Genomic DNA, 24,473 nt, shown 5'->3' on the forward strand with positions numbered 1-24,473 from the left:
CAAACTATGATTTAAGAGAATTCCTCCAACATTATAGGGAGATCGCAAAAAATCACAACTAGCTTAACAGATAATCGTTGCCCTGGCAATAGCTGAACCAATTTTAACAAGAAACTCCTCTAAACACCCGATACACGAGCAGTTACAAACACTACATTTTTGAGGTTTGTAATTGCTTGGGTGCTGGGAATGGCCAACTGTCTCCGTTTAAGCAAGGCAAGCAAGTTAGTTATGCCCTGGGGCTTGTTTCGGATCGCACTGGCAGTAACAGGCCAAGTAGAGCGCTGACATCTACAAAAATGACGGACGGGGTTGCCAGAAGGTTCCAAAAAATTTTTCGCAAAGAAGTCGATCGCCTCAATCAATCTCCAGAAAATGGTTAAATCCCCTATCAGTTGGGGGATAGCGGCTTTGAAGAAGTGAAAATAAAAGTTCCCGATTTGGTTCAGTTGTTGTCGGCATCAGCTAAAATTCTCAGAGATGTTCAAAATCTTGTCCCCACTGCCTAGGTATATGGAACTTTATATCGGTTTTCCGATTCCAGTTACCTGGGTATGGTTGCATATAAACCCCAATATTAAGTCGATTACATGAAAGATAAGTATTTTCTCACTAACAAGGCGGCCGACAGCTATCATACATGGAGCCAAAAGGCTTTTGGGTTCCGGCTATGGTCTTGGCGGCGGGGTATGAGTTTACTAGCTACCCCCTTAATCTTAGGCGCGATCGCCGATTTAGCCATAACTCCTAAAGCGATCGCCAATGAATTACCAACCTCCCAAAACTCCCCAGAATACCTAGTACAAGCCCAAATCATCTACGTTAACCCCTCCACCGGAACCGACAACGACACGGTAACCGGTTCTCAAGCAGCTCCTTTCCGTACCATCACTTATGCTATGTCCAGGGCTACCGCCGGCACGACTATTAAGTTGGCTCCCGGAACCTATAGCCCAGACACGGGGGAGGCATTTCCGATTAACATCCAACCAGGGGTTATCCTACTGGGTGATCAGTCTAATAATGGTCGGAATGTGCTGATTATTGGTGGGGGTAATTTTGTCAGTCCCAGTCTGGCTCGTCAAAATGCGACTATCAGAACCTTGGGAGACCCTCAAATTTTGGGAGTCACCATTACCAACCCCAACACCAGAGGGACTGGGATATGGGTTGAATCGTCTAACCCGACCATCAGTAACTCAACCTTTGTCAATAGCAAACGGGATGGGGTTTTTATCAGTGCTGAAGGTAACGCCACGATTACTAACAATATTTTTGCCCAAAATGATGGTAATGGTATTTCCGTCGCTCGTTCTGGTGGTGGACTAATTAGGGGAAATCTCTTTCAAAATACTGGTTTTGGTATTTCGATTAATGATGATTCCGCCCCGAAAATTGTGGAAAACCAGATTGTGGACAACCGGGACGGGGTGATGATTTCCCATACGGCTAAACCGATTTTACGCAATAACTTGATCGAAAATAATCAGCGTGATGGTATTGTGGCGATCGCTACTGCACAACCCAACCTAGGAACAGCAGGGGATCCGGGTCAAAACCTGATCCGCAATAACCAGCGCTACGATGTATATAATGCCACCCGAGGTAACAGTATCTCTGCAGTAGGTAATCAAATCGACGAAAGCCGCATTTATGGAGCCGTTGAATATGTGCTGGCGGCTGTGACCCCCCCTAACTTGGGTCTGGAAGTTGGCACTATTTCTGACCTACAAGGACATTGGGCGCAGTCCTATATGGAAGCATTAGTTAGCCTGGGGATTATGTCAGGATTTGATGATGGTTCTTTCCGTCCTGATGAGCCAGTCACCAGGGTACAGTTTGCGGCGATCGTCAAAAATGCTTTTACCCCCGCCGCCCAACAATCAGGATCTCAATTCCCTGATGTTCCCAGCACCTTCTGGGGTTATCAAGCCATTCAATCCGCCTATCAAGGTGGGTTTATTTCCGGATTTCCTGACGGTCAGTTTCGACCCAATGACCCCATTACCCGCATTCAAAGCATTGTGGGTTTGGCTCAAGGACTTGGCTACCAGTCGGACAATCTCGATGTCCTCTCCATCTATCAAGATGCAGGCGAGATCCCGGCTTGGGCGCTTCCCTCTGTTGCGGGAGCCACAACCGGAAATTTGGTGGTTAACTATCCTAACCAAAGCCAACTCAATCCCAATCGTGTGGCCACCCGCGCCGATGTAGCAGCATTTGTCTATCAGGCTTTAGTCAACACCGGGAAGGTTCAGGCGATCAACTCTCCCTATTTAATTAGCACCCCCTAGCTTTTCGCCCTCAACCTAAATTATCCCCTTAAAATAGCCAGCTACCCAATTGGATAGCTGGCGATCGATTTAATATGTTTAGGGTCTTTATCAGAAACAGGAGTTAACAAGTGCCTCAGCAGCCCAACTATGGGGTAATACCTGCTTTAGTCCTTGGTTCCTGCTATGGCTGACCCCAATTGAAGGAAAACGGGTATTTATATTTAGGGCCTTTATTTGGGCTGACCCCAATTGAGCTTATGTTATTATTATTACAGATATCATAACCAAATTTCAAATTTCGTAATATTTTCTTTATTTTTTTGTCGGTTGTTTGCGCAATATGTATTTTTGTCTAGGGACATGAAGTTTTGTTACTTGGATTTGGGCGATCGCTGCTCCAGGCGAAACAGCCACACCATTAAGGCTACGACCCCCACCTGAAGCGCAAAGTTGGGTAAGGCGGTCGCTACATCCCTTCCTGACAGGAGTTGAGCCAAAAATACTACCGCCCCAATTAATCCAGAGGCGGCGAAGGATACATATATAAACTGTCGCAGTCCTCGATAGGGTGCTTTGGACTCTGCTTTCAGACGCTCATAAAGTTCTGGGTCGAGATTTCTGGGATTAATGCGATCGCTTTTTGACTTAGGCATATTTAATATAGTTTTGAGTTGATGTCTGTATTCTAGGATTAGGGGTCGAGAGAGATGTCACCATTTCCCCCTCCCATTCAAAACCGTAGGTGATAGTTTCCCATCATAGGGCTCTAGTGGTGCTTCCACATCCCGATAATTGGCATAGACACGAAAAACTTCATGATGTGACGCACGCGCAGATTGCTCCATTGTTAAGGATGCAGCATTGGCGTTGTCTAGCGCCGTTTGATCATGATGACAGTGGCGGTGTAATAGCTGAAGATTCTTGTATACGTCCTTTCCGCCGAGGCTTTGAGGTACAATGTGGTCTACTTCTACTAATCTGATGGGGTAAAGTATAACCCACGCCAGGCACACCTGCCTTTTGGCATTTTGAGTAGTTTTGCTACCCTATTTGGCGTGTCGGTTGCTTGTCCTTTTTTGGTTCCCCAGTAAATCCAATTTCCGTCATAAAGTGTTGCGTCAGGGCGTATTAGGGTGTGTCGGACAATTGGAGTCCAGTTATGTTTCCATAGTAGGTATCCATCCTCGGTTTTGAATAACCAAGATTCATGCCTTTCTTTCCCGTTACTGAGTTTGACCGTTCCCGGTCTGAAACATTTACTGAGCTTTTCGTAACTTGCCTTTCCGCATCTTGAGCCTGTTCATGCCCGTAACATTTGCCAGACTGTCTGGTCTAGCTTATTGAAGGTTTTAGTTGAAACTACCCATGAGTAGTAATTTGACCATCCCCGAATAATTGGGTTTAGTTTGTTGATCAGGGATGATTGAGGTGCGGTTTTATATTGTTTGATTACACCCTTAATCACTTCTGTGTGGGCTTTAACTGCTTTCTTACTGGGTTTAATGTGGGTTTGATGTCCGATTAATCGGCTCGCTGCCCCTCCTGTTTTTCCAGATTTATATTTTCCTGTTGGGTATTGCCTGATATTGAAACCGAGAAAGTCGAACCCTGGTTCCTCTATCTTTCCATTGTACTCAATGTGATTGAGCGTATGGCAGATACGAGTCTTTTCGGGTTTAATTTATAATCCTACAGGTTTTAGCCATTCAGAAATAGCAGTTTGGCACTGTTCGATGATTCCTAGGTCTTTTGAGATGACCACAAAATCATCGACATATCGTATTAGGTTGACCTGAATAGTCGTCCCTTTATTAGGATAAATTTCTTTGACTAGCCTTTCCATATCATCCAGTGCGATGTTGGCGAGTATTGGACTTATTACCCCTCCTTGAGGTGTCCCGGTTTCTGTATCTTCAAATACACCGTTATCTAGTACACCCGCTTTGAGCCATTTTCTCAGGTCTCTTTTTAGGCTACTTGGACAATGAATTTTTGACAGTAGGTAATCATGCTTCACGGTAAGAGCATTTTGCTATATCCGCATCCAGAACGTAGTAACTTCCGTGTTTTATACTTAGGTAAATACGCGCTATTGCATCTTGGGCAGACCGTCCTGGACGGAACCCATAGCTCGTACTTTCGAATCTTGATTCCCATTCAGGCTCAAGTGCCGATTTAACCAAGGCTTGCCTAGCTCTATCTTGGATTGTGAGTATTCCTATTCCAGCTTTTTTCATCCCTTCCAGGTTTTGGTATCCAAACCCGTGTAGGGTGCGTTACATTGAGAGACTTGGCATAGAAACGAAAAACTTTCTGGTAACGGACCATGTAGGGTTTTGCTTTGAGATTCCCTTGAATTTTCTCGGTTAGGTCTAACCTTTGTTTGGGGGATATTGCTATCACTCCATCTACTCCAGCCGTCCTCTTTCCTTGACTATCTTGAGAGGGGCGGGTTCATTAAGCTGACTGTTGGGAAGCATGGCTGACCGTGGAACCCGCCCCTACAGTCGCACTGCTAAGAGCCGGGCGTAATATGACTTCACCAATAGACGTTGCCACCTTCTCGCTTTTGCGTCCTGTCCCGATTTAGCTGCTTGAAATATCCTCTTTTGGAGCTTAAACACTTTCCGTTGAACTTTAGGCCATGGGATAGTTTTCCATACGTTATTCGTAGTCTTGATTGGCTTTGATTTCTCAAATCCTTTCTTTAAACTCGCTTGCGTCATTTATACACCTACTTGACTCTATTCTTGCAATCAAACCGTGACCTGTTGGCATATCCCGACCGTTACAGTAGGGCATTAGCTTCTGGTCGCATCTCACATCCTCTAGGACTTGCGCTTACACTTATCACTACTGAGGTATCGACCATACTCTCAGAGTCCAGGAGGACTTAAAACGTTCCGTTTATATGGGCTTTCCATCTTTAGATTTGTCCTCAGAACCGGGGTACTTTAAAGGTCTTTGTAGGTAGTGGTAGGAGCCTCCTACTTTTCCCCTTGCTCTTTTGAGCGCAGCGTATCAACCTATTTCGCTACTAATTAATTACGGTGGTTCACGCCGGACATTCAGTTTCCTTAATCATGGATGGTTGGCAGTGGACTCGATTCCGATACTAGGTTGTATCTTGGAGCCTTCCGTTCCCCGCTTCAATCCTAGAGTCATGACTTCTAAAACTGGGGGTGGCTATCGCCGTTACCCTCATCTCTGTTCCGTAACGTTTCTGTTATGTTAGGAATTGTTACGGTTTGTTACAGATTGTGTTGACCTTGGGTTCCCTGCCGGGATTTGGTATCGTATGATACAAATTGTTGGGACATATAAACAGTTATGGGGATGGTCAGGAAGTGCGTTCCTTATATTCCACCAAGGGGTGGAAGTCCCACTAGGAGGTTAATTCAGGCATTGCAGCCTTATTTAACTCCTAAACGTCTCGCACTACTTATTTAATTTAACAGTTGCCTCATTATCAGAGAAATGGGTTTAAAACCTTGCACTTCAGGGCGACTTTGTGCTCAAACTAAAATAACCGGAAAATCAGATGTGTAGTCGTGGCACGCGAACTGACCGTTGTCAAAAGGCTAGTGTCACCAACCTTCCATTAGGTTGCCCCAATACCTCACTGCTCTCTAACAAAGAATATGGCTTCTGTGGGTGAAAATAGAACTTAAATAGGGTAGGGCATACCCGAATTTACGCGGTGGGAGTAGTCCATAGCGAGTGCTTGCTGTAAAAGGTGTAGTCGGATACGACATGAAACTGTAAGACCAAAACTAACTTAGGTTAGTGGAGGCAGGATTCAGCCCAAGAATCCTCGGACTTCAGGACGAGGAGTGTCAACATCAGATACTTTAATGGTTCGGGAATAACAGATATTCTCTGGTATGCTCCCGGTCTTGACCCGGATTTTATGTGGCACTTTAATCAAGATGGTAACTATGACGGTTTTCAGTTGACCGTTGATGGTCATTATGCTCCGGTTCCGGCAGATTTAGAAGTCTTCTAAGGGTTCCCGGTTCAGAATATCTCGATATTGTCGCCATGGGGGAAGATACTCGTCCATATAAGCCTGAAAACGGTCATTATGATAACGTTCCAAGAGATGCACTAACTCATGAACTACGACATATTCCAAGCACTCTATGGGCTTTTTTGCGAGTTCTAAATTTAGCCAGATGCGACGCTGAGTGATATTACAACTCCCCCATTTAGTCCGCATTTTCTTAATCCCCCAATCGGTGACATTTTCCCCGATAATGGGTTGCCATTTATTCAGCAATTGTGGTATAATATCCTGGAGTTGTTGCCGATACCATTCGGCTAAAACTTGGGCGCGATTGTCCCGAGAAGTTCCGGGATTAACGAATAATTGCACTATCCGAGAATTGGGAATTTTAAGTTCATGTTTCCCTCGGCGTTCTATGACTTCTAAGCGGTAGCGTTTCCCGAAGATATAATGAGTTTCGCCGGATACCATTTCTCGCCGGGATTGACGGGGTTGGGCGGCGAATTTTGCCTGGTGTTTTTTAATCCAAGATAGACGGGAGATAATCGCCAGTCGGATATTATCATCAGTGAAGTGAAGCGGCGCAGCTACCCGCACCCGACCCTCTGGGGGATAGACTCCAATATGGAGATTTTTAATTGATTTGCGAATCACTTGCACGGGAATTTGAGCAATGGTTATCTGGTAATCTGTGGGAGATTTACTGGTAGTCATGTTGCTGTTTAATTAACTCCAAGAGTTGGTTAAGGGGTAGGTCTACTTTAGCATCAACTAGGACGGCATTAAGGGCATTTTTGACCTCGATTTCTTTGAAACGGTTGCCAATCCAGTTGTCTTTTTTGGTGGTGATCACGACCTGATCAATCTTGAGGGCTAAGGCTTCATCTTTGTCTAGGTTATCGTAGAGGGAACGGAGGGCGGAGGTATTGAGGGCAGGGGGATAATTTCCTACGGCTGATCCGGTGGGGTCTGTCACTCGTTTGGCGAGTTGTTTCACCTCTTCCAAATACTCTTGGTAACTGATGGCTTTCTGGTGACGTTGTTCAATCAAAGAATCCAATAACTCCGACATTTCCTCATAATATTTCGGGTTGATCGGACTCTCATCTAAGATAATTTTGCGGATATTATTCTCGATCGCCTCTGCGATCGCTTTATGATCTTGTTTCAAGCCTTCCGGGAGACTCTCCAAAACCGGGAAACCCTGATTAACAATAAGCTGCACCAGTCCCAACTCCTCAAAGTCCGCCACCAGGTTACTGGGTTCAGCGCGGATATAGGTATCCATGAGGTGACGCATGGCGGGTTCATAGATTTTACTATCGATATAGTCCCCGCTGGCAATTTTTACCTCCTCCCGTATTTGGCTATAGTGTCTAACTTCGGCTTTGATGGTTTCCGCTTCCTGGGGGGTGTAGCCTGCGGCTTCCATTTCGTTAGCCAGGTTACTGTAGGCGCGAATGAGGGCGTTAACCGCTTGATAGAAGGCGACCCGTTTCGGTTCATTAGCGGCGATCGCTTTTTGATCTCTGGTGTCTGGGGTACAAAAATAATGGCGATAGTCGGCACTCTCACGGGGACGCGGGACGGGTTCACAGAGGGCGCGGACAGCTTCTAAGGTGGTTTCTAGGCGATCGCACCCTTTAGAAAGGCGATCGCACAATAACCCCGCCACGTCCGCCGCCTCATAGCCATCAAACGCCCCACTGGTGTAATCTGTAACGGCCCCCTGTAGTTGCCGAAACAGGTCCTTATAATCCACAATATAGCCATATTCCTTAATCTTCTCCATCAAGGCGGTTAACCCGACAAATAGCCTGAAATAAGCCATGATCTCGCATAGTTTTATCAATATAGAGATAAGTCGCCGGGGGTGCATCAAATCCCGTCAGCAGCTTATCCACCACAATTAACAGGCGCATTTGTCCCGGTTCCGTAATAAAGCGCCGTTTAACCTCCTGTTCAAATTCCCCCACCCGATACATTGCCACATCTTCCGACTGCTTAAAATAGTCCGCCAACATTCGCCGATAAATCTCATACTGGTGGAGTTTTTCCGTCAGTCCCTCCCCCGTTTCCTCCCCTTTAATATCCGCCGGGGAAGGTTTATAACTGGTGATAATCGCGCATTTACCCTGAAAATCCGTTTGGCTGAAAAGTTCGTAAGTTTTACAGGCTTGATAAATGCTACTACAGACCAGCATCGCGTTACCCCGTCCGTCCATTAACCGGGGTTTCGTTTCCATGTCGAGGAGAATATCGTTAACAATTTCTTCCAGGCGAGACCTACTCGAGAGGAGTTTTTGCATCGTCCCTCATTTCTTTTTAAGTTCAGTTTTAGCCAACTCCGATAAGCCGCGAGTTTTCGCCTCAAACCACTGGTCAATTTTCTGGGGACTGGTTAAAGTTTGGTCAATGTCGCGCGCCTCATAACGTAAATCTAGCACAACCCCATCTCTCACCGCTTCGTTAAATTTGTAGGTGTGGATATAGTCCCCAAATACTTCCATACTGCGCTGTTTATCTTCTTTGAGGAGGGGGGTCCCCGTAAAGCCAATAAATAAACCATCCGGGATAATTTGCTTCATGGCGCTATGGAGTTTTCCCGACTGGGTGCGGTGACATTCATCTACAAATACAAATATGTTTCCCTTGGCGGAAAAGTTGCTGGGGAGTTGCTGGAGACTGTCGATAAATTCCTGAGTCGTATCTTGGGAATGGTTGCCGAATTTGTGAATTAGGGAACACATTAACCAGGGTTGGGTTTCGTTCAGTTTGGCGATTAGGTCGGCGCTGCTTTCCGTGCGGTCAATATCCTCATCCACTCCTTTAAAAATGCTGTTAATCTGTTCGTCGAGTTCAGTGCGATCGCTTATAATTAAAACCCTAGCATCCCTTTGATTTTCGCGAATCCATTTTGCCAGCCACACCATAGTTAGACTTTTTCCCGACCCTTGAGTATGCCAGATAATGCCACCCAGACCCTCTCCGATAAACTTCTGAGCGGCTTTAATCCCGAAATATTGGTTATGGCGGCAGGTTTTTTTAATCCCCGCATCAAATATGATAAAATCGTGGATAATTTCCAGGAGGCGGCTTTTGGCACACAGTAGGCTAAGATGCCAATCTAGGGGACTGTCAAACCCATCAACTTCCCCCTCCTCTTCTTTCCATTCCAGATAATATTTTTCCCGCGTTTCGATAGTCCCGTAGCGCAGTCCTTGGCTATCATTTCCCGCCATAATTAACTGAAGCGTCGTCAAAAACGGGCGGATAAATTCCCTTTTTTGATTATCCAGGTTTTGGCGGATACCTTCAGCCACGGAAACCGTCGAACGTTTGAGTTCTAAAACCGCCACAGCAATACCATTAATATAGAGGACGATATCCGGGCGTTTGGTATGGTTGCCTTTTATGGTCACTTCTTCCACCACATAAAAGCGATTTTTTTGGGGATTTTCCCAATCAATCAGCCACACGGTTTGAGTTTGTTCACCCGCCCCCGTTTCACCTTCACCCCATAACGCAGCAGGCGATAAACGGCCTTATTAGCATCATAAAGGTTTTGGTTTTCTGCCAAGGCTGCGGCTTTATCCAGTTCTCTGATAGTTTTATTAATTAGGGTTTCCTCAACGCCTCGCCCGGTGAGCCATTGGGTTAAATATTCCGCTTCAATATTGCGGTTATTTTCTCGGTCTTTCCAGTTTCCCAGATAGGTATAAACCAGGTGATTTTGAAACAGTTTAATCACTCGGTTTTGGGTGAGTCTTTCCAGTTGTCCAACTTTAATCATAATTTTGTCCTTGGGTGGTAATTTTGAGTAAATATAGCCAACCTACCTGAGTCCGTGCAAAAAATGTTCGCCTACAATCCAGATAGGACAATAGCCCAGAGTTCACGTCTCATTAGGACTAGCTATATCTGCCATAATTTCCTGCTATGGGTTGCTGTCGTTTGGATATATTCAGCAATTGAGCGCGAATAAATTGAGGTTTATTTGGGTTCATGTCAAACTTTCTAAGTAAGGTCGCATTACATTCCGCATTCTGCAAACTTTAGCATAATACCAGAGTTCATCCATTGAGCAGCGTTGTTGTTGCCAACATTCTCGCAAGGCTTCTAGGGCAATATCTAAGCCTATTTTATGGCGAAATTTAAAGCAATCTACTACTGTTTTAGGCATGCTATAAATAGGGACGTTACATCCTTCTATTTGATGATTTTCGACTCCTTCGATTAGAGATAAACCGGACATATCAACAATTCACAGTGGCAAAAGTTTCTCTTGCGGATGACGTGATTTTTGAGGAATAGCTAACCAAATTTCCCAGGGATTTTGGGTGGTGATTTTATGAAAACTCAACGCAGACAACAAGCAAATAGTTCCTTTAGGGACTCGCTGAGTGGCTTCAACAAGGCTATGGTTTTCGGTGATGTCTGCTTTCGGATAAGTATATATTCCGCGTCCAGAGCGAATCAAAAGGCTTTGTTCTTCCAGTCGTTTAAGCGATTTGCGATGAATTCCCTGTTTGGCTAGGTCTTTGGCGCAAATAACTCCCTTTTTTAGTGCTATCTTTAGCACGATTTTGCGGTTTGATGGTGACATTTTAAGTTAAGATACAAGGCAATTTGTGATAAAGTGCAGGTATTTACAAACAAGTACCTACATTTTATCATATATCATTAACAATTAACCGCTTTCTCCCGGTTAACAATTCCTGCATCATTCCCTTTTTTATCCATTCGGTTTTGGCGCGACGTTTTTCTAACGCTGCTATTTCTTTATCCATATATGACAGGACAGAGGCGATCGCTTTTTGTTCCGCAAGGGGTGGGATTGCAACTGTAAATTCCAGCAATTCTTTAACGGTTATATTTGCTTGATTTGCATTGCCTCTAAATATTTTCTCGATATGATTTATATATTCAGGCTTTTTTAAACTATTATACAAAAAAAATTGAGTTTCCTGGCTAAAATTTTTGGATCGAATAATTATTGCATTCTGATTTAGAAGTGATCCAGCAGTTCCCGTAGGGTGCGTTAGGCACATAGATTGAATATTGAATCAAATCCCACCAATATGATAAGTGCCGTAACGCACCATCCCCACAAATTGAGGATTTCGGTGTGTTAGGCACATAGATTGAATATTGAATCAAATCCCACCAATATGATAAGTGCCGTAACGCACCATCGTGGGAGTTGAGCGTATCCATGAAGTAGTTCCCGTAGGGTGCGTTAGGCACATAGATTGAATATTGAATCAAATCCCACCAATATGATAAGTGCCGTAACGCACCATCGTGGGAGTTGAGCGTATCCATGAAGTAGTTCCCGTAGGGTGCGTTAGGCACATAGATTGAATATTGAATCAAATCCCACCAATATGATAAGTGCCGTAACGCACCATCGTGGGAGTTGAGCGTATCCATGAAGTAGTTCCCGTAGGGTGCGTTAGGCACATAGATTGAATATTGAATCAAATCCCACCAATATGATAAGTGCCGTAACGCACCATCGTGGGAGTTGAGCGTATCCATGAAGTAGTTCCCGTAGGGTGCGTTAGGCACATAGATTGAATATTGAATCAAATCCCACCAATATGATAAGTGCCGTAACGCACCATCCCCACAAATTGAGGATTTCGGTGCGTTAGGCAGTTCCGGTAGGGTGCGTTAGGCACATAGATTGAATATTGAATCAAATCCCACCAATATGATAAGTGCCGTAACGCACCATCCCCACAAATTGAGGATTTCGGTGCGTTAGGCAGTTCCGGTAGGGTGCGTTAGGCACATAGATTGAATATTGAATCAAATCCCACCAATATGATAAGTGCCGTAACGCACCATCGTGGGAGTTGAGCGTATCCATGAAGTAGTTCCCGTAGGGTGCGTTAGGCACATAGATTGAATATTGAATCAAATCCCACCAATATGATAAGTGCCGTAACGCACCATCGTGGGAGTTGAGCGTATCCATGAAGTAGTTCCCGTAGGGTGCGTTAGGCACATAGATTGAATATTGAATCAAATCCCACCAATATGATAAGTGCCGTAACGCACCATCCCCACAAATTGAGGATTTCGGTGTGTTAGGCAGTTCCGGTAGGGTGCGTTAGGCACATAGATTGAATATTGAATCAAATCCCACCAATATGATAAGTGCCGTAACGCACCATCGTGGGAGTTGAGCGTATCCATGAAGTAGTAACGCACCAATTCCCAGATTTGGGTATATTATAAGTTCCCGTAGGGTGCGTTAGGCACATAGATTGAATATTGAATCAAATCCCACCAATATGATAAGTGCCGTAACGCACCATCGTGGGAGTTGAGCGTATCCATAAAGTAGTAACGCACCAATTCCCAGATTTGGGTATATTATAAGTTCCCGTAGGGTGCGTTAGGCACATAGATTGAATATTGAATCAAATCCCACCAATATGATAAGTGCCGTAACGCACCATCGTGGGAGTTGAGCGTATCCATGAAGTAGTAACGCACCAATTCCCAGATTTGGGTATATTATAAGTTCCCGTAGGGTGCGTTAGGCACATAGATTGAATATTGAATCAAATCCCATCAATATGATAAGTGCCGTAACACACCATCCCCAAAAATTGAGGATTTCGGTGCGTTACGCAGGAATAACAGTTAAATGTTTTAATTCTCATTTAGTCCCCCACTAACGCACCTTACAGGATATTTTTTAATAATTGTTATGCCCAATTATCGAAGACCTCAATGTGCAGGTGCAACTTATTTTATTACACAAGTCACCTATCAAAGAATCCCTTGGCTTTGTACCCCTGCGGGAAGGAAAGCATTGCGAGAAGCCATCCTTCATGTCAGTATAAAACATCCCTTTTTCATTGATGCTTTTGTTTTACTCCCAGAACATTTTCATTGTATTTTAACTTTGCCTGATAATGAGGATGATTTCTCAATGCGTTTACGACTAATTAAAACTTACGTTACCAAACATTATAAGCAAGAAATTTCTGTTGAACAAGGAGTTTCAATTTCTCGTCAAAAGCGCTTAGAAAGTAATCTGTGGCAAAGGCGGTTTTGGGAGCATTTAATTCGAGATGAACAAGATTTTGCATCCCATTGTGATTATATTCATTATAATCCGGTGAAACATGGGTTATCTAAATCGCCACGAGATTGGCAGTTTTCGACGATTCACCGTTTTATTCATCATGGGGTTTATCCTTCTGATTGGGGGGAGAATGAGGAGATTGTCATGAAGGAGGGTATTGGTGGAGAGTAAGGTTTTGGTGCGTTACGGCGCTGCTGAAATTGCTTGAGTTTAATTCTCATGGGAAAAAGCGCCTAACACACCCTACGGGAGGGAATTGGTGCGTTACGGCGCTGATGAAATTGCTTGAGTTGGATTCCCATTGGAAAAAGCGCCTAACACACCCTACGGGAGGGAATTGGTGCGTTACGGCGCTGATGAAATTGCTTGAGTTTAATTCTCATAGGAAAAAGCGCCTAACACACCCTACGGGAGGGAATTGGTGCGTTACGGCGCTGATGAAATTGCTTGAGTTGGATTCCCATTGGAAAAAGCGCCTAACGCACCCTACGGGAGGGAATTGGTGCGTTACGGCGCTGATGAAATTGCTTGAGTTGGATTCCCGTTGGAAAAAGCGCCTAACGCACCCTACGGGAGGGAATTGGTGCGTTACGGCGCTGATGAAATTGCTTGAGTTGGATTCCCGTTGGAAAAAGCGCCTAACGCACCCTACGGGAGGGAATTGGTGCGTTACGGCGCTGATGAAATTGCTTGAGTTGGATTCCCGTTGGAAAAAGCGCCTAACGCACCCTACGGGAGGGAATTGGTGCGTTACGGCGCTGATGAAATTGCTTGAGTTGGATTCCCATTGGAAAAAGCGCCTAACGCACCCTACGGGAGGGAATTGGTGCGTTACGGCGCTGATGAAATTGCTTGAGTTGGATTCCCATTGGAAAAAGCGCCTAACGCACCCTACGGGAGGGAATTGGTGCGTTACGGCGCTGATGAAATTGCTTGAGTTGGATTCCCATTGGAAAAAGCGCCTAACGCACCCTACGGGAGGGAATTGGTGCGTTACGGCGCTGATGAAATTGCTTGAGTTTAATTGCCGTTTTCCAAGGCGCCTAACGCACCCTACGGGAGGGAATTGGTGCGTTACGGCGCTGCTGAAATTGCTTGAGTTTAATTCTCATGGGAAAAAGCGCCTAACACACCCTACGGGAGGGAATTGGTGCGTTACGGCGCTGATGAAATTGCTGGGGTTGGATTACCGTTGGAAAAAGCGCCTAACACACCCTACGGGAGGGAATTGGTGCGTTACGGCGCTGATGAAATTGCTTGAGTTGGATTCCCATTGGAAAAAGCGCCTAACACACCCTACGGGAGGGAATTGGTGCGTTACGGCGCTGATGAAATTGCTTGAGTTGGATTCCCATTGGAAAAAGCGCCTAACACACCCTACGGGAGGGAATTGGTGCGTTACGGCGCTGATGAAATTGCTTGAGTTGGATTCCCGTTTTCCAAAGCGCCTAACGCACCCTACGGGAGGGAATTGGTGCGTTACGGCGCTGATGAAATTGCTTGAGTTGGATTCCCATTGGAAAAAGCGCCTAACGCACCCTACGGGAGGGAATTGGTGCGTTACGGCGCTGATGAAATTGCTTGAGTTGGATTCCCGTTTTCCAAAGCGCCTAACGCACCCTACAATGTTTCTGTATGCCTAAATTATAAACCCAAAGCCTAATAAGAAGCAAGTCCAAAAGTGAACGGAAACGGCGATGAATTTGCAATTGCTAACCTGTTGGGGTTGATGATGATATTCTCGGACATGGCGACATAATTGAATGGCTGGGAAAACTCCGGCAAAACTTAACAAAGTCCAAATTGGGAAAAATCCGCCGAGGACTCCAATTAGGGTTAATCCGAAAATACTACCACAAAACCAGGGTAAAATTTGCGCGCCGCGTTGGGTCCCTAAGCGGACAATAGGCGATCGCTTTCCGGCGGCGATATCATCTTCTACTTGGTGAAAATGGGAACAAAATAATATTAAGCTGGTGGCTATTCCGACTATAAGGGAGACGGCTAAATTCAGCAGTGACCAGGTTTGGGTTTGACTATAATAAACGGCGGACATTCCTACCGGTCCGAAGGCAAAAAAGCAGAGAAATTCCCCCAAGCCTTGATAACCGAGACGGAAAGGCGGCCCCTGGTAAAGATACCCTAAAAAACAGGAGAGGATGATTAACCCCAAAACGGTTAAATCTTGCTGCCACCAACAGATTAACATAATTTGGGCGATCGCCACTAACAGGCACAGATTACCAATGGTTAAAATTAGGGCTTTATTCCCGGTTAAATTCACGAGAGAATGATGTTTATTTTTATCGATGCCAGTCTCGGAATCAAAGACATCATTAAGTAGGTTTTCCCAAGCTAAGATTAAAATAGCGGCGGTTAGGAAAGCCATAAACACGCCCCAATTTATTAAACCAGTCTCCGACTTGGCGAGGGCAGTTCCGACCCAAATAGGCATAATAGCGACGCTGTACATGGGTGGCTTAATGGCAGCTAACCAAAGTTTTGAATTGGAATCAGCAATCAGTTTTGTAGTCATCATTTATTAAGTGAAGATGGTCGGCAAAAATCTAGTTTAAACCAGGGAGGGAATGGGGGAGGATCGGATATTTTCTACAATTAGTTTAAAGTTATCCGACGGCACAATGGTAATCCCTCGGCGCACGGGACGCACGGGACCCAAATCGGCGAGGGAAAATTGACAACGGCTGAGGACGATCGCCAAGATGATTTTAATCTCAAATAGAGATAATGCCATGCCGATACAACTGCGAGAACCTCCACCAAAGGGGAAATATTCATAGGGGGAAAATCGACGTTCCAAAAATCTCTCTGGTCGAAATTTTTTGGGTTCTGGGTAGGTTTGCGATCGCATCTGTGCTAGGTGAATACACGGCACTAAGATAGTACCAGGTTCAAAGCGATCGCCGCGAATAGTCACAGACTCACGCACCACACGAGGCTGAGAAATTAAAGCAATAGGGTGCAGACGCAAAGCCTCCCGACAAACTGCTGTTAAATAGGGAAGTTGCACCGCCTGCGTCGGGTCGCTATCACTTCCGAGGGTCTGCAATTCGGCGACAAGTTGATCTCTAATGTGGGGGAATTGATGAATTAAATAAAACACCCAAGCGGTGGCTGAGGCAGTGGTATCATAACCTAGCAACAATAGGGTGATAATCTGATCACGCAATTCGCGATCGCTCATACCCTCGCCGTTTTCGTCCCTGGCGGAAATTAGCAAAGATAGGACATCTTCCCCTGTGGCTTCCCGGCGGCGATCGGCTATGACAGTATAAATCAGATCATCAATTTGTTGTCGCTGTCGGAGAAATTTGCCCCAGGGACTCGCCGCACCCAGATCTTGCTGTAAAGCCGGCCAAAAAAACTGTAGGGAGTTGAGGGGGGAATTCACCCATTCTAAATAGGTTTCTAGGGTCTGTTGCAGTTGGTCATACAAATAACCGGGACCCAACCCCAAAACTACCTGCAAAATGGTTTGTAGGGACATTTGGGCGGTATACTGGCGGATAGAGATACAATCGCCAACAGACCAGTTTTCAGTCACGGAGTGGGCAATATTGGCGATCGCCTCACCATAGCGGGGTAGTTGCTTCCCGTGTAGGGGTGGCATTAACAACTGTCTCAAACGTTGGTGTTCCGACCCGTCTTTAGCAATTAAAGACTGTGGCCCGGTCAGGGGTTCAAATACATGGGTAATGCGTCCTAATTCTAGTTGATCAGCCGGACACAGACCCTCAGAACCTGCAAAAATTGCCTCGATCGCCTCTGGATGACTAAAAAAAACCACCGGCGGCGAGTTGTTACCCAAAACCCGCAGAGTAAAGCGATCGCCATATTTATCGGCACAGTTTTCTAGGTATTTGGGAGGATCAATAACAAGCTGCAAAATTTGCAGGGGGGACATTAATCTAGGGCCATCAGGCAGTTTCATGAGTATAGTCGAATGCAGCCAATTCAGTGGTGGGTCAATCCATAATACCACCGCCTTATCCCCCTCTGACCCTCTCCTAGGGCCGGATTTGTTAAGGTTTATTACCACAGACCACCCAGTGGCGATCGCTAATATTGCCTTTTCTACAGCCTAGTGGCATAATTCCCGAACTGATTTTTCCCAATTGTCGGCTAGGTCAAGCCTCCCAAGTCTTGAACCAATATCAGTCAGTGTTGTATATTGCTCTCATAACTGACCTTCTGGGCGCAAAGGCTGTTTTCTTGGTAACATCCCTATATTGATCTGTTATTCTATTCTATGCTGGCTGTACCTCCTCCCCAATTGCTTTGGCAAGACCGCCGGGAACTGCATCGCTTTCTGTGTGAGTGCCAGCAAAATTGCCTTGTCAATTCTGACCCTCAAATTATTAGTATTGTTCGGGAAATTGATGCGGTTGACCCTCTCCGGTTTCTGGAAGCATTCTTAACGGAAGATAAGCCACATTTTTATTTTGAAAAAGCTCAGTCAAAACAGGCGATCGTCGGCGGGGATGCTGCGGTAAAATTAACTATTAACAACGGGGAAAGATTCGCCAAATCTCAAGAGTTTATCGATGCTTGGTTTCGCCGAACGATTATCGCTGGATCGGAGTCTAATTTAGCCGCGCCCGCTTTTTGTTGTAGTTTCACCTTTTTTCAGGACAATTATCAATCCAATTCCGAACATTATTATTTGAGGAATTACCCGGATGTAGATAACTATCATTCCCGCCCGGTGTTCCCCGCCGCCACGGTATTTTTGCCAGCTATTCTACTGTATCAAAAAGGCGATCGCTATACTTTGTTAATCAATGTTTTGGTTGACAAAAAATCGGACATTGAGGCTGTAACTGCCTCTATATGGGGGAAAATCGACAAGGTTAATGGTCTGCAAAGTGGCAGAATACAGTCGGAAATCACCAATAAATTACACCCGCAAACTATTTGGATCAATCCACAAGTGGGGGAATTTCATCATTCTGTATCGGAGAATTTGCGGTTAATTTCTACTGGAAAACTCAGTAAAGTTGTGCTATCCCAAGCCTTTGATATTTGCTCAGATACACCTTTTCGGCTCATCAATTCCCTGGCAAATTTGCGATCGCTTTATCCCGACTGCTACATTTTTTCCACCGGAAACAGCCAAGGTAAAAACTTTATCGGTGCTAGTCCAGAGCGTCTAATTACAGTCAATCAAGGTAATTGTAGCACCGATGCGCTGGCAGGTTCTGCCCCCCGTGGGGAAACCCAAGCAGAAGATACAGAAATCGCCCACCGCCTCCTCTCCAGTGACAAAAACCTACGGGAACATCAAGCCGTAGTCGATTTTATCATCGAACGTCTATTGCATCTAGGCTTGACCCCAGAGCGATCGCCAAAACCCAGACTAATGCAGTTATCCAATATTCAACACCTGTGGACCCCCATAACCTCCCCCATATCCGCCGATATCCACCTCTTAGATATATTGGCGAAACTACACCCGACCCCCGCCGCCGCCGGGACTCCCTGCGAAGTAGCGATCGCTCAAATTAGGCAATACGAAACCTTTGACCGCTCCTTATATGCGGCTCCTTTGGGTTGGGTAGACTATCATGGTAATGGGGAATTTATCGTAGGTATTCGTTCCGCTTTGATAGATAGCGATCGAGCTAGACTGTTCGCTGGGGCGGGAATAGTCGCTGGCTCCGAACCTGAGCAAGAATTAGCCGAAATTCAACTTAAACTACAAGCTCTGCTCAGGGGTTTAGTATAACACAAAAATCGCTGGATTAACTGCTCATTATGGAAATTCGAGATCTGGGTGAACAGGGGTTATTAGCAATGGTTAAAAGGTTTTGTCCCCTAGAAGTAGTGGGAGATGATGCCGCTGTCCTCAGTCCCCTTGCTGATCAGTCCCTGGTGGTGACAACTGATATGTTAGTCGAAGGCTGTCATTTTAGCGATCGCACTACCCCCGCCATAGCAGTAGGATGGAGATCAGTATCGGCTAATTTGTCAGATCTGGCAGCCATGGGAGCCTCTCCCCTAGGAATTACCGTAGCTTTGGGGTTGAGAGGAGAAACACCTATTAACTGGGTTGAACAGTTATATGAGGGGATGGCTGAATGTTTAGACCAATTCCAAACCCCAATTATCGGCGGCGATATTTGTCGCTCCCCTATCAATACCATCTCAATTACTGCTATTGGTACAGTTGCGCCCCAACGAATTATTAAGCGATCGACAGCACAACCAGAATGGGCGATCATGGTCAGCGGCGCTCATGGTCACTCCCGAGCCGGACTAGAATTGCTGCTAAATGAGAATTTAGGTGCATCCCTATCAGAAACCGAAAAGCGATCGCTTCAACACCATCATCAGTATCCGCAACCGCGACTAGATATATTACCAACTCTACAAAAGCTATGGGATAGCGATCCTCACCTAATTATTGCTGGTATGGACAGCAGCGATGGTTTAGCTGATGCGATCGTGCAGATCAGCCAAGCCAGTGGAGTGGGAGCCAGAATCGAAGCCCAAAAACTGCCCCATTCCAACTCCCTTTTCCAACTAGCCCCAGCAGAGACCGTCCTTGATTGGGTACTCTATGGCGGCGAGGATTTTGAGTTAGTTTTATGTCTACCATGCGATCGCGCCCAACAACTGATCAAACACATTCCAGGAAGTGCCATCATTGGTGTTACCACAACAGAGACCGAAACCATCCTACTTACAGGTACTCACTCTAACTCAGAAATTATCCTGACCCAAAAACAGGGATTTCAGCACTTTTGATCTGAACCAAAATCCCCCTGAGTCCCCTTACGAGTGTTTAGCCACAATCTCAGCCAAGTCTACAACCCGTTGGCTGTATCCCCACTCGTTGTCATACCAGGCCACAACTTTAACCAAGTCGCCACCCATAACCATTGTCAAACTAGCATCAACAATAGAAGAAGCATTATTTCCGCGATAGTCACTAGAAACCAGAGGCAGATCGCTATAAGCCAGAATTCCCTTCATGGGTCCTTCTGCCGCTTCTTGGAGAGCCTTATTCACTTCTTCGGTGAAAGTGGTTTTCTCCACCTGAGCCACAAAGTCCACCACAGAAACGTTAGGGGTGGGAACCCGCATAGCAATCCCATTCAGCTTACCTTTCAGTTCAGGAATCACCAAAGCCACAGCCTGAGCCGCACCAGTAGAGGTAGGAACAATATTCAGAGCAGCAGCCCGCGCCCGTCGGACATCCCGGTGACTAGCATCTAACAAACGCTGGTCGCCAGTGTAACTGTGGGTAGTGGTCATCGTTCCTTTGATGATCCCGAAATTATCTTGCAACACCTTGACCACAGGGGCTAAACAGTTAGTAGTACAACTGGCATTACTGACAATAACATGGGCATTGGGATCATAGTTATGGTCATTGACACCAACTACATAGGTTCCAATATTACTACCTTTCCCAGGGGCAGTAATCAGAACCCTTTTCGCACCAGCAGATAAATGCTTTGATGCTCCCTCTTCGGTAACAAATACCCCTGTCGCTTCAATGATCAGATCGATACCCCATTCACTCCAAGGGAGGTTAAGAGGATTACGGTCAGAAACGCACTTAATCGTCTTACCATTGACAATCAGGGAGTTCTCATCAGCCTTGATATCGGCATCATGCAAAGTCCCCAACATTGAGTCATACTTCAGCAAATGAGCATTGATCCTGGGGTCGGAAGTGTCATTGATAGCCGTAACTTCCAGATTAGTATTTTCCCCTCTGGTCAGCCAACAACGCAGAAAGTTACGTCCGATCCTGCCAAAACCGTTGATTGCGACTTTCATCACCTTGTTTCTCCTAACGATAGTATTGCCCAACTAAGGCCTGCGCCTTCTATAACGTGAGTTTATCTTGACCCCAATCATACCCTAAAGGCTGACCTCTTCTGAAGTTTAGGTATCGAAACTTTTGGTTTGATGTCCCTGGTCAGTTAACAGCAAATCCTCCATTCCCCTAGATCCCCACTGGTAGAGAGCCAATTGCTGATCTGGGTGTGCTATTGTGCCTTCCCTCATAGTTAGGGGGGATTCTGCTTCCGGGTGCGATCGGCTATGATTAGGGGCGCATACTTAGGATAATAAGCCTCAGTAATCACATCTAAGGAGGACATGATGACCCCAAATGCCCTAGGGTGAAGCTATGGCAGGTGTTGAGTCTTATATGGCATCCGCCCCGGTTGGCCTTGATCTAAACCTAATTTTCCGCAGGTAGCATCCGGTTATTTCCGATTTTGGGGAGTATGTAGTATACAAATACCATACAGCCTTCTGCCTCCATCGGAGCGATCGCCTTTTAATCTTGTAATTGCCATACTTTGCTATGGTTGAGTTTCCAACAAGCGGCAATTATTGATATGATAATCGCCTGTTGGATGTGTGGTGTGGTGTGTTGAGGAATAGTTAATGCCTAATACTGTCGATTTTAATGGCAGGCCATTTCATTTCATTGGCATTGGTGGCATAGGAATGTCAGCCCTTGCCTATATTTTAGCCCAGCGAAATTTGCCTGTCTTTGGCTCAGACCTGCAAAATAGCCATATCACAGAACGATTGGAAGCCATGGGGGCTCATATTTTTGGGAGTCAAGATGCCAGCAACTTTGACATTTTTAAAACCCCCAAGCATAATTGGGAGTCAATGGCTTCTGGGCTATCAGGCAAAATCTCGTCAGAGAAAGCCACTTTACCCAGAGAATCATCTTCGATCGCTCAGTTAGAACAGCAACTGCCACAAGTTATTTGTTCAACAGCTATCCATCCCGAAAATCCCGAATATCAAGTCGCCCGAGAGTTAGGATGTCCGATTTTTCATAGATCAGACCTACTAGCCGCTTTGATGGCTGAGTACCAAAGTATTGCCGTAGCCGGGACTCATGGTAAAACTACAACCAGCAGCTTGATTGCTTTTCTATTGCTCAAAGCTGGTTTGGACCCGACAATTCTGGTGGGTGGCGAGGTGAACGCTTGGGAAGGAAATGCCCGCGTGGGACATAGCCCTTATTTAGTAGCCGAAGCTGATGAGTCTGATGGTTCCCTAGTCAAACTAGCATCCCATATAGGGGTTGTGACTAATATTGAACTTGATCATCCTGACCACTACAAAACTCTTGATCAATTGATCTCGACCTTTAGGATTTTTGCCAATCAATGTGAGACTATTGTGGGGTGCATTGACTGCACAATGGTTCGAGATTACCTTAAACCTACCATTAGCTACAGCATTAACTCCCAGTTTAATGCCGACTATACTGTTGATGCTGTTCAATATCTAGCTGACGGCATCATGGCTCAGGTTTATGAGCGAGGTGAGGCGATCGGTCTGCTAAAGTTACAATTGCTGGGAGCCCATAATCTCAGTAATGCTTTGGCAACCGTGGCTGTGGGTCGGTTACTCAATTTGGAATTTTCTGTGATTGCTCAGGCGATCGCACAATTTCCTGGGACTAAACGACGCTTTGAATATCGGGGGCATTATGGGGGTATTCAATTTGTTGATGATTATGCCCACCACCCTAGCGAAATTCGAGTGACACTTGCTGCTGCTAGGGGGCGGCTTCAAAATTCCAGTGGTCTTAGCTCCACCTTATCGGAAGCAGCCATCACGCCTGTTCATCCCGGTTCGGAAATTAAACGAGTGGTCGCCATTTTTCAGCCCCACCGGTACAGTCGCACCGAAACCCTTATGGAGGATTTCGCACTGTGCTTTGGTGATGCAGACTTAGTTATGCTCACCGAGATCTATAGCGCCGGAGAAGCCAATCCCAACAGGATTAATGGTCAACAATTAGCCACGCGCGTTGCTGAACATCATCCCCATGTCGATTACCAGTCCTCCCTAGAGGCGGTGAAAACTCGCTTGTGTCAACTGCTCAAACCAGGAGATTTGGTCCTGTTTTTGGGTGCTGGCAACCTCAACCGAGTAATTCCAGAGGTGATGGCATTCTTTCAATCCGATGACAATTCTGGCATCAATCCCACTGTTACTGCGTAACTGGATATTAACTCATGTAATGTGCTGATTAAATTACAGGCATTTCTCATTAAAGAAGTATTTGATTATGGTCATGACTGTTTCCTCTGGCTCTCTAGGTCAAGTGAACGGAAAACCGGAACGCTCCATCACCCTCCTGGGTAATGACTGTTTGATCCGGTCTAAAGTTTCCCTAGCTTCTCTAACCTCGTTTCGGGTGGGAGGCCCCGCCGACTGGTATACTGCACCGCAAAGATTAGATCAGTTACTAGCTTGTTTGGAATGGGCTAATGCCGAAGAACTACCGATTACTTTATTGGGCGGCGGTTCCAATCTTTTGGTGAGCGATCGAGGTTTGCGCGGTTTGGTGATTGGTACTCGTTATCTGCGACATACTCACTTTGACCAGGAAACTGGACAGCTTACGGTCGGTTCGGGTGCTTCTTTGCCCCGTTTGGCTTGGAAAGCTGCTCGTATGGGTTGGCGTGGCTTAGAATGGGCGGTGGGAATTCCGGGAACTGTCGGAGGAGCAATAGTTATGAATGCTGGCGCTCATATTTCTTGTACAGCAGATATTTTAGTTAATACCCATATCCTGGAACGTTCGGGAACTCTCCAGGTTTTACCCCCGGAAAAATTGGGCTACCGCTATCGTACTTCTAATCTACAGGGAAGCGATCGCCTAGTTACTCAGGCTACATTCCAGTTACAGCCCGGTTATGACCCAGAACAGGTTATGGCTGAGACTACAGAACATTTCCAACAGCGAAGGCTATCTCAACCCTACCATTTACCTAGTTGTGGCAGTGTTTTTCGTAACCCTGGACCCCATAAGGCCGGCTGGTTGATTGAACAAACGGGATTAAAGGGTTATAAAATTGGTGGCGCTCAAGTGGCTGAACGCCATGCTAACTTTATCTTGAATTGCGGCTCGGCTACCGCTAGTGATATCTTTCAACTGATACACCATGTTCAAGAGCGAGTTCAGCATCAGTGGTCCTGTTTGTTAGAGCCAGAGGTGAGAATCCTCGGAGAGCATGATTTAATCTCAAATTAGGTTAACATTTTAGGGCAATACGGTATAATAAGCGAG

At 45.7% G+C, this 24,473-nt stretch carries 22 protein-coding genes and 2 pseudogenes; 8 read left to right on the plus strand and 16 right to left on the minus strand.

Going from position 1 to position 24,473, the window contains the following annotated elements:
• Nucleotides 1-590 precede the first annotated feature (590 nt).
• Complete coding sequence (locus HFV01_RS12380) at nucleotides 591-2,294, plus strand: DUF1565 domain-containing protein (RefSeq protein WP_193521141.1); 1,704 nt, start codon at nucleotides 591-593, stop codon at nucleotides 2,292-2,294.
• A gap of 353 nt (nucleotides 2,295-2,647) precedes the next feature.
• Here HFV01_RS12380 and HFV01_RS12385 read toward each other — a convergent pair whose 3' ends face one another.
• From HFV01_RS12385 to HFV01_RS30540, 6 genes and pseudogenes are all read right to left on the minus strand, one after another.
• Nucleotides 2,648-2,929, minus strand: coding sequence for a DUF3493 domain-containing protein (locus HFV01_RS12385; protein ID WP_006625462.1), 282 nt, complete (start codon nucleotides 2,927-2,929; stop codon nucleotides 2,648-2,650).
• A gap of 57 nt (nucleotides 2,930-2,986) precedes the next feature.
• Complete coding sequence (locus tag HFV01_RS32310) at nucleotides 2,987-3,289, minus strand: HNH endonuclease (protein WP_498366158.1); 303 nt, start codon at nucleotides 3,287-3,289, stop codon at nucleotides 2,987-2,989.
• Between the two features lie 287 nt (nucleotides 3,290-3,576).
• Complete coding sequence (locus HFV01_RS32315) at nucleotides 3,577-3,741, minus strand: group II intron maturase-specific domain-containing protein (protein WP_006625463.1); 165 nt, start codon at nucleotides 3,739-3,741, stop codon at nucleotides 3,577-3,579.
• Nucleotides 3,742-3,957: 216 nt separating this feature from the next.
• Nucleotides 3,958-4,293 (minus strand): reverse transcriptase/maturase family protein, encoded by a 336-nt coding sequence (locus HFV01_RS32320; protein WP_006625465.1) that lies wholly within the window; start codon nucleotides 4,291-4,293, stop codon nucleotides 3,958-3,960.
• A gap of 179 nt (nucleotides 4,294-4,472) precedes the next feature.
• Nucleotides 4,473-4,756: pseudogene (locus tag HFV01_RS32325) on the minus strand (hypothetical protein).
• Between the two features lie 21 nt (nucleotides 4,757-4,777).
• Complete coding sequence (locus tag HFV01_RS30540) at nucleotides 4,778-5,002, minus strand: reverse transcriptase N-terminal domain-containing protein (protein WP_006669564.1); 225 nt, start codon at nucleotides 5,000-5,002, stop codon at nucleotides 4,778-4,780.
• Nucleotides 5,003-5,283: 281 nt separating this feature from the next.
• On the opposite strand from HFV01_RS30540, the gene HFV01_RS12405 reads away from it, so the two are divergent.
• Nucleotides 5,284-5,511 carry a hypothetical protein gene (locus HFV01_RS12405; RefSeq protein ID WP_071533597.1) on the plus strand — a complete coding sequence of 76 codons (228 nt, stop codon included), beginning with the start codon at nucleotides 5,284-5,286 and terminating at the stop codon, nucleotides 5,509-5,511.
• Nucleotides 5,512-6,267: 756 nt separating this feature from the next.
• Here the strand turns inward: HFV01_RS12405 and HFV01_RS12410 are convergent.
• From HFV01_RS12410 to HFV01_RS12430, 7 genes and pseudogenes are all read right to left on the minus strand, one after another.
• A complete protein-coding gene (locus tag HFV01_RS12410) occupies nucleotides 6,268-6,996 on the minus strand; it encodes a M48 family metallopeptidase (RefSeq protein WP_006625466.1) in 729 nt (242 codons plus the stop codon).
• On the minus strand, nucleotides 6,983-8,113 hold the full coding sequence (locus HFV01_RS30545; protein WP_006669566.1) for an HsdR family type I site-specific deoxyribonuclease: 1,131 nt from the start codon (nucleotides 8,111-8,113) through the stop codon (nucleotides 6,983-6,985). The genes HFV01_RS12410 and HFV01_RS30545 overlap by 14 nt, the downstream gene beginning before the upstream one ends.
• Nucleotides 8,061-8,591, minus strand: a complete 531-nt coding sequence (locus tag HFV01_RS30550) for a type I restriction enzyme subunit R domain-containing protein (protein WP_006625468.1) — start codon at nucleotides 8,589-8,591, stop codon at nucleotides 8,061-8,063. The genes HFV01_RS30545 and HFV01_RS30550 overlap by 53 nt, the downstream gene beginning before the upstream one ends.
• A gap of 6 nt (nucleotides 8,592-8,597) precedes the next feature.
• Nucleotides 8,598-10,075, minus strand: a pseudogene (locus tag HFV01_RS30555) (type I restriction endonuclease subunit R).
• Nucleotides 10,076-10,285: 210 nt separating this feature from the next.
• Nucleotides 10,286-10,465, minus strand: coding sequence for a type IV toxin-antitoxin system AbiEi family antitoxin domain-containing protein (locus tag HFV01_RS12420; RefSeq protein WP_273249616.1), 180 nt, complete (start codon nucleotides 10,463-10,465; stop codon nucleotides 10,286-10,288).
• Between the two features lie 81 nt (nucleotides 10,466-10,546).
• A complete protein-coding gene (locus HFV01_RS12425; protein ID WP_035759557.1) occupies nucleotides 10,547-10,888 on the minus strand; it encodes a type IV toxin-antitoxin system AbiEi family antitoxin domain-containing protein in 342 nt (113 codons plus the stop codon).
• 67 nt (nucleotides 10,889-10,955) lie between these two features.
• The gene (locus tag HFV01_RS12430) at nucleotides 10,956-11,333 is read right to left on the minus strand and encodes a restriction endonuclease subunit S (RefSeq protein WP_006625473.1); all 378 of its coding nucleotides are present in this window, start codon (nucleotides 11,331-11,333) and stop codon (nucleotides 10,956-10,958) included.
• A 1,673-nt stretch (nucleotides 11,334-13,006) separates the two neighbouring features.
• Here HFV01_RS12430 and HFV01_RS12435 point away from each other — a divergent pair.
• Nucleotides 13,007-13,558: an REP-associated tyrosine transposase gene (locus HFV01_RS12435; protein WP_006625483.1), complete on the plus strand. Its 552-nt coding sequence runs from the start codon at nucleotides 13,007-13,009 to the stop codon at nucleotides 13,556-13,558.
• 1,468 nt (nucleotides 13,559-15,026) lie between these two features.
• Here the strand turns inward: HFV01_RS12435 and menA are convergent.
• Together menA and HFV01_RS12445 are read right to left on the minus strand one after the other, a co-directional pair.
• A complete protein-coding gene (gene menA / locus HFV01_RS12440; protein ID WP_035759563.1) occupies nucleotides 15,027-15,923 on the minus strand; it encodes a 2-carboxy-1,4-naphthoquinone phytyltransferase in 897 nt (298 codons plus the stop codon).
• 36 nt (nucleotides 15,924-15,959) lie between these two features.
• Nucleotides 15,960-17,339 (minus strand): cytochrome P450, encoded by a 1,380-nt coding sequence (locus HFV01_RS12445; RefSeq protein ID WP_006669573.1) that lies wholly within the window; start codon nucleotides 17,337-17,339, stop codon nucleotides 15,960-15,962.
• Here HFV01_RS12445 and HFV01_RS12450 point away from each other — a divergent pair.
• The 3 genes from HFV01_RS12450 to thiL all read left to right on the plus strand — a co-directional run bounded on the left by HFV01_RS12450 (nucleotide 17,338) and on the right by thiL (nucleotide 20,155).
• Nucleotides 17,338-17,493, plus strand: a complete 156-nt coding sequence (locus HFV01_RS12450) for a hypothetical protein (RefSeq protein WP_006625487.1) — start codon at nucleotides 17,338-17,340, stop codon at nucleotides 17,491-17,493. The two genes, HFV01_RS12445 and HFV01_RS12450, sit on opposite strands and share 2 nt — an antisense overlap.
• Nucleotides 17,494-17,657: 164 nt before the next feature.
• Nucleotides 17,658-19,133: an isochorismate synthase gene (locus HFV01_RS12455; protein ID WP_006669574.1), complete on the plus strand. Its 1,476-nt coding sequence runs from the start codon at nucleotides 17,658-17,660 to the stop codon at nucleotides 19,131-19,133.
• Between the two features lie 29 nt (nucleotides 19,134-19,162).
• Nucleotides 19,163-20,155, plus strand: coding sequence for a thiamine-phosphate kinase (gene thiL / locus HFV01_RS12460; protein WP_006625489.1), 993 nt, complete (start codon nucleotides 19,163-19,165; stop codon nucleotides 20,153-20,155).
• A 27-nt stretch (nucleotides 20,156-20,182) separates the two neighbouring features.
• Here thiL and HFV01_RS12465 read toward each other — a convergent pair whose 3' ends face one another.
• Nucleotides 20,183-21,196, minus strand: a complete 1,014-nt coding sequence (locus HFV01_RS12465) for a type I glyceraldehyde-3-phosphate dehydrogenase (protein WP_196797682.1) — start codon at nucleotides 21,194-21,196, stop codon at nucleotides 20,183-20,185.
• A gap of 618 nt (nucleotides 21,197-21,814) precedes the next feature.
• On the opposite strand from HFV01_RS12465, the gene murC reads away from it, so the two are divergent.
• Complete coding sequence (murC, locus tag HFV01_RS12470; protein WP_193521142.1) at nucleotides 21,815-23,401, plus strand: UDP-N-acetylmuramate--L-alanine ligase; 1,587 nt, start codon at nucleotides 21,815-21,817, stop codon at nucleotides 23,399-23,401.
• A gap of 67 nt (nucleotides 23,402-23,468) precedes the next feature.
• Entirely contained in the window at nucleotides 23,469-24,437 is a 969-nt protein-coding gene (gene murB, locus HFV01_RS12475) for a UDP-N-acetylmuramate dehydrogenase (RefSeq protein WP_006625493.1), read from the plus strand.
• The last annotated feature ends 36 nt before the right edge of the window (nucleotides 24,438-24,473 follow it).

The sequence above is a fragment of the Limnospira fusiformis SAG 85.79 genome, from assembly GCF_012516315.1.
Taxonomy (GTDB): Bacteria; Cyanobacteriota; Cyanobacteriia; order Cyanobacteriales; family Microcoleaceae; genus Limnospira; species Limnospira fusiformis.

Coding starts and splice junctions, on each gene's coding strand:
- HFV01_RS12435 (WP_006625483.1), top strand. CDS start 13,007: ATGCCCAATTATCGAAGACCTCAATGTGCAGGTGCAACTTATTTTATT.
- HFV01_RS12410 (WP_006625466.1), bottom strand. CDS start 6,996: ATGACTACCAGTAAATCTCCCACAGATTACCAGATAACCATTGCTCAA.
- HFV01_RS12425 (WP_035759557.1), bottom strand. CDS start 10,888: ATGTCACCATCAAACCGCAAAATCGTGCTAAAGATAGCACTAAAAAAG.
- HFV01_RS12455 (WP_006669574.1), top strand. CDS start 17,658: ATGCTGGCTGTACCTCCTCCCCAATTGCTTTGGCAAGACCGCCGGGAA.
- murC (WP_193521142.1), top strand. CDS start 21,815: ATGCCTAATACTGTCGATTTTAATGGCAGGCCATTTCATTTCATTGGC.
- HFV01_RS12385 (WP_006625462.1), bottom strand. CDS start 2,929: ATGCCTAAGTCAAAAAGCGATCGCATTAATCCCAGAAATCTCGACCCA.
- HFV01_RS30540 (WP_006669564.1), bottom strand. CDS start 5,002: ATGACGCAAGCGAGTTTAAAGAAAGGATTTGAGAAATCAAAGCCAATC.
- menA (WP_035759563.1), bottom strand. CDS start 15,923: ATGACTACAAAACTGATTGCTGATTCCAATTCAAAACTTTGGTTAGCT.
- HFV01_RS12465 (WP_196797682.1), bottom strand. CDS start 21,196: ATGAAAGTCGCAATCAACGGTTTTGGCAGGATCGGACGTAACTTTCTG.
- HFV01_RS12420 (WP_273249616.1), bottom strand. CDS start 10,465: ATGCCTAAAACAGTAGTAGATTGCTTTAAATTTCGCCATAAAATAGGC.
- HFV01_RS30545 (WP_006669566.1), bottom strand. CDS start 8,113: ATGGCTTATTTCAGGCTATTTGTCGGGTTAACCGCCTTGATGGAGAAG.
- HFV01_RS30550 (WP_006625468.1), bottom strand. CDS start 8,591: ATGCAAAAACTCCTCTCGAGTAGGTCTCGCCTGGAAGAAATTGTTAAC.
- HFV01_RS12430 (WP_006625473.1), bottom strand. CDS start 11,333: ATGTGCCTAACGCACCCTACGGGAACTGCTGGATCACTTCTAAATCAG.
- thiL (WP_006625489.1), top strand. CDS start 19,163: ATGGAAATTCGAGATCTGGGTGAACAGGGGTTATTAGCAATGGTTAAA.
- murB (WP_006625493.1), top strand. CDS start 23,469: ATGGTCATGACTGTTTCCTCTGGCTCTCTAGGTCAAGTGAACGGAAAA.
- HFV01_RS12445 (WP_006669573.1), bottom strand. CDS start 17,339: ATGAAACTGCCTGATGGCCCTAGATTAATGTCCCCCCTGCAAATTTTG.
- HFV01_RS12450 (WP_006625487.1), top strand. CDS start 17,338: ATGAGTATAGTCGAATGCAGCCAATTCAGTGGTGGGTCAATCCATAAT.
- HFV01_RS12380 (WP_193521141.1), top strand. CDS start 591: ATGAAAGATAAGTATTTTCTCACTAACAAGGCGGCCGACAGCTATCAT.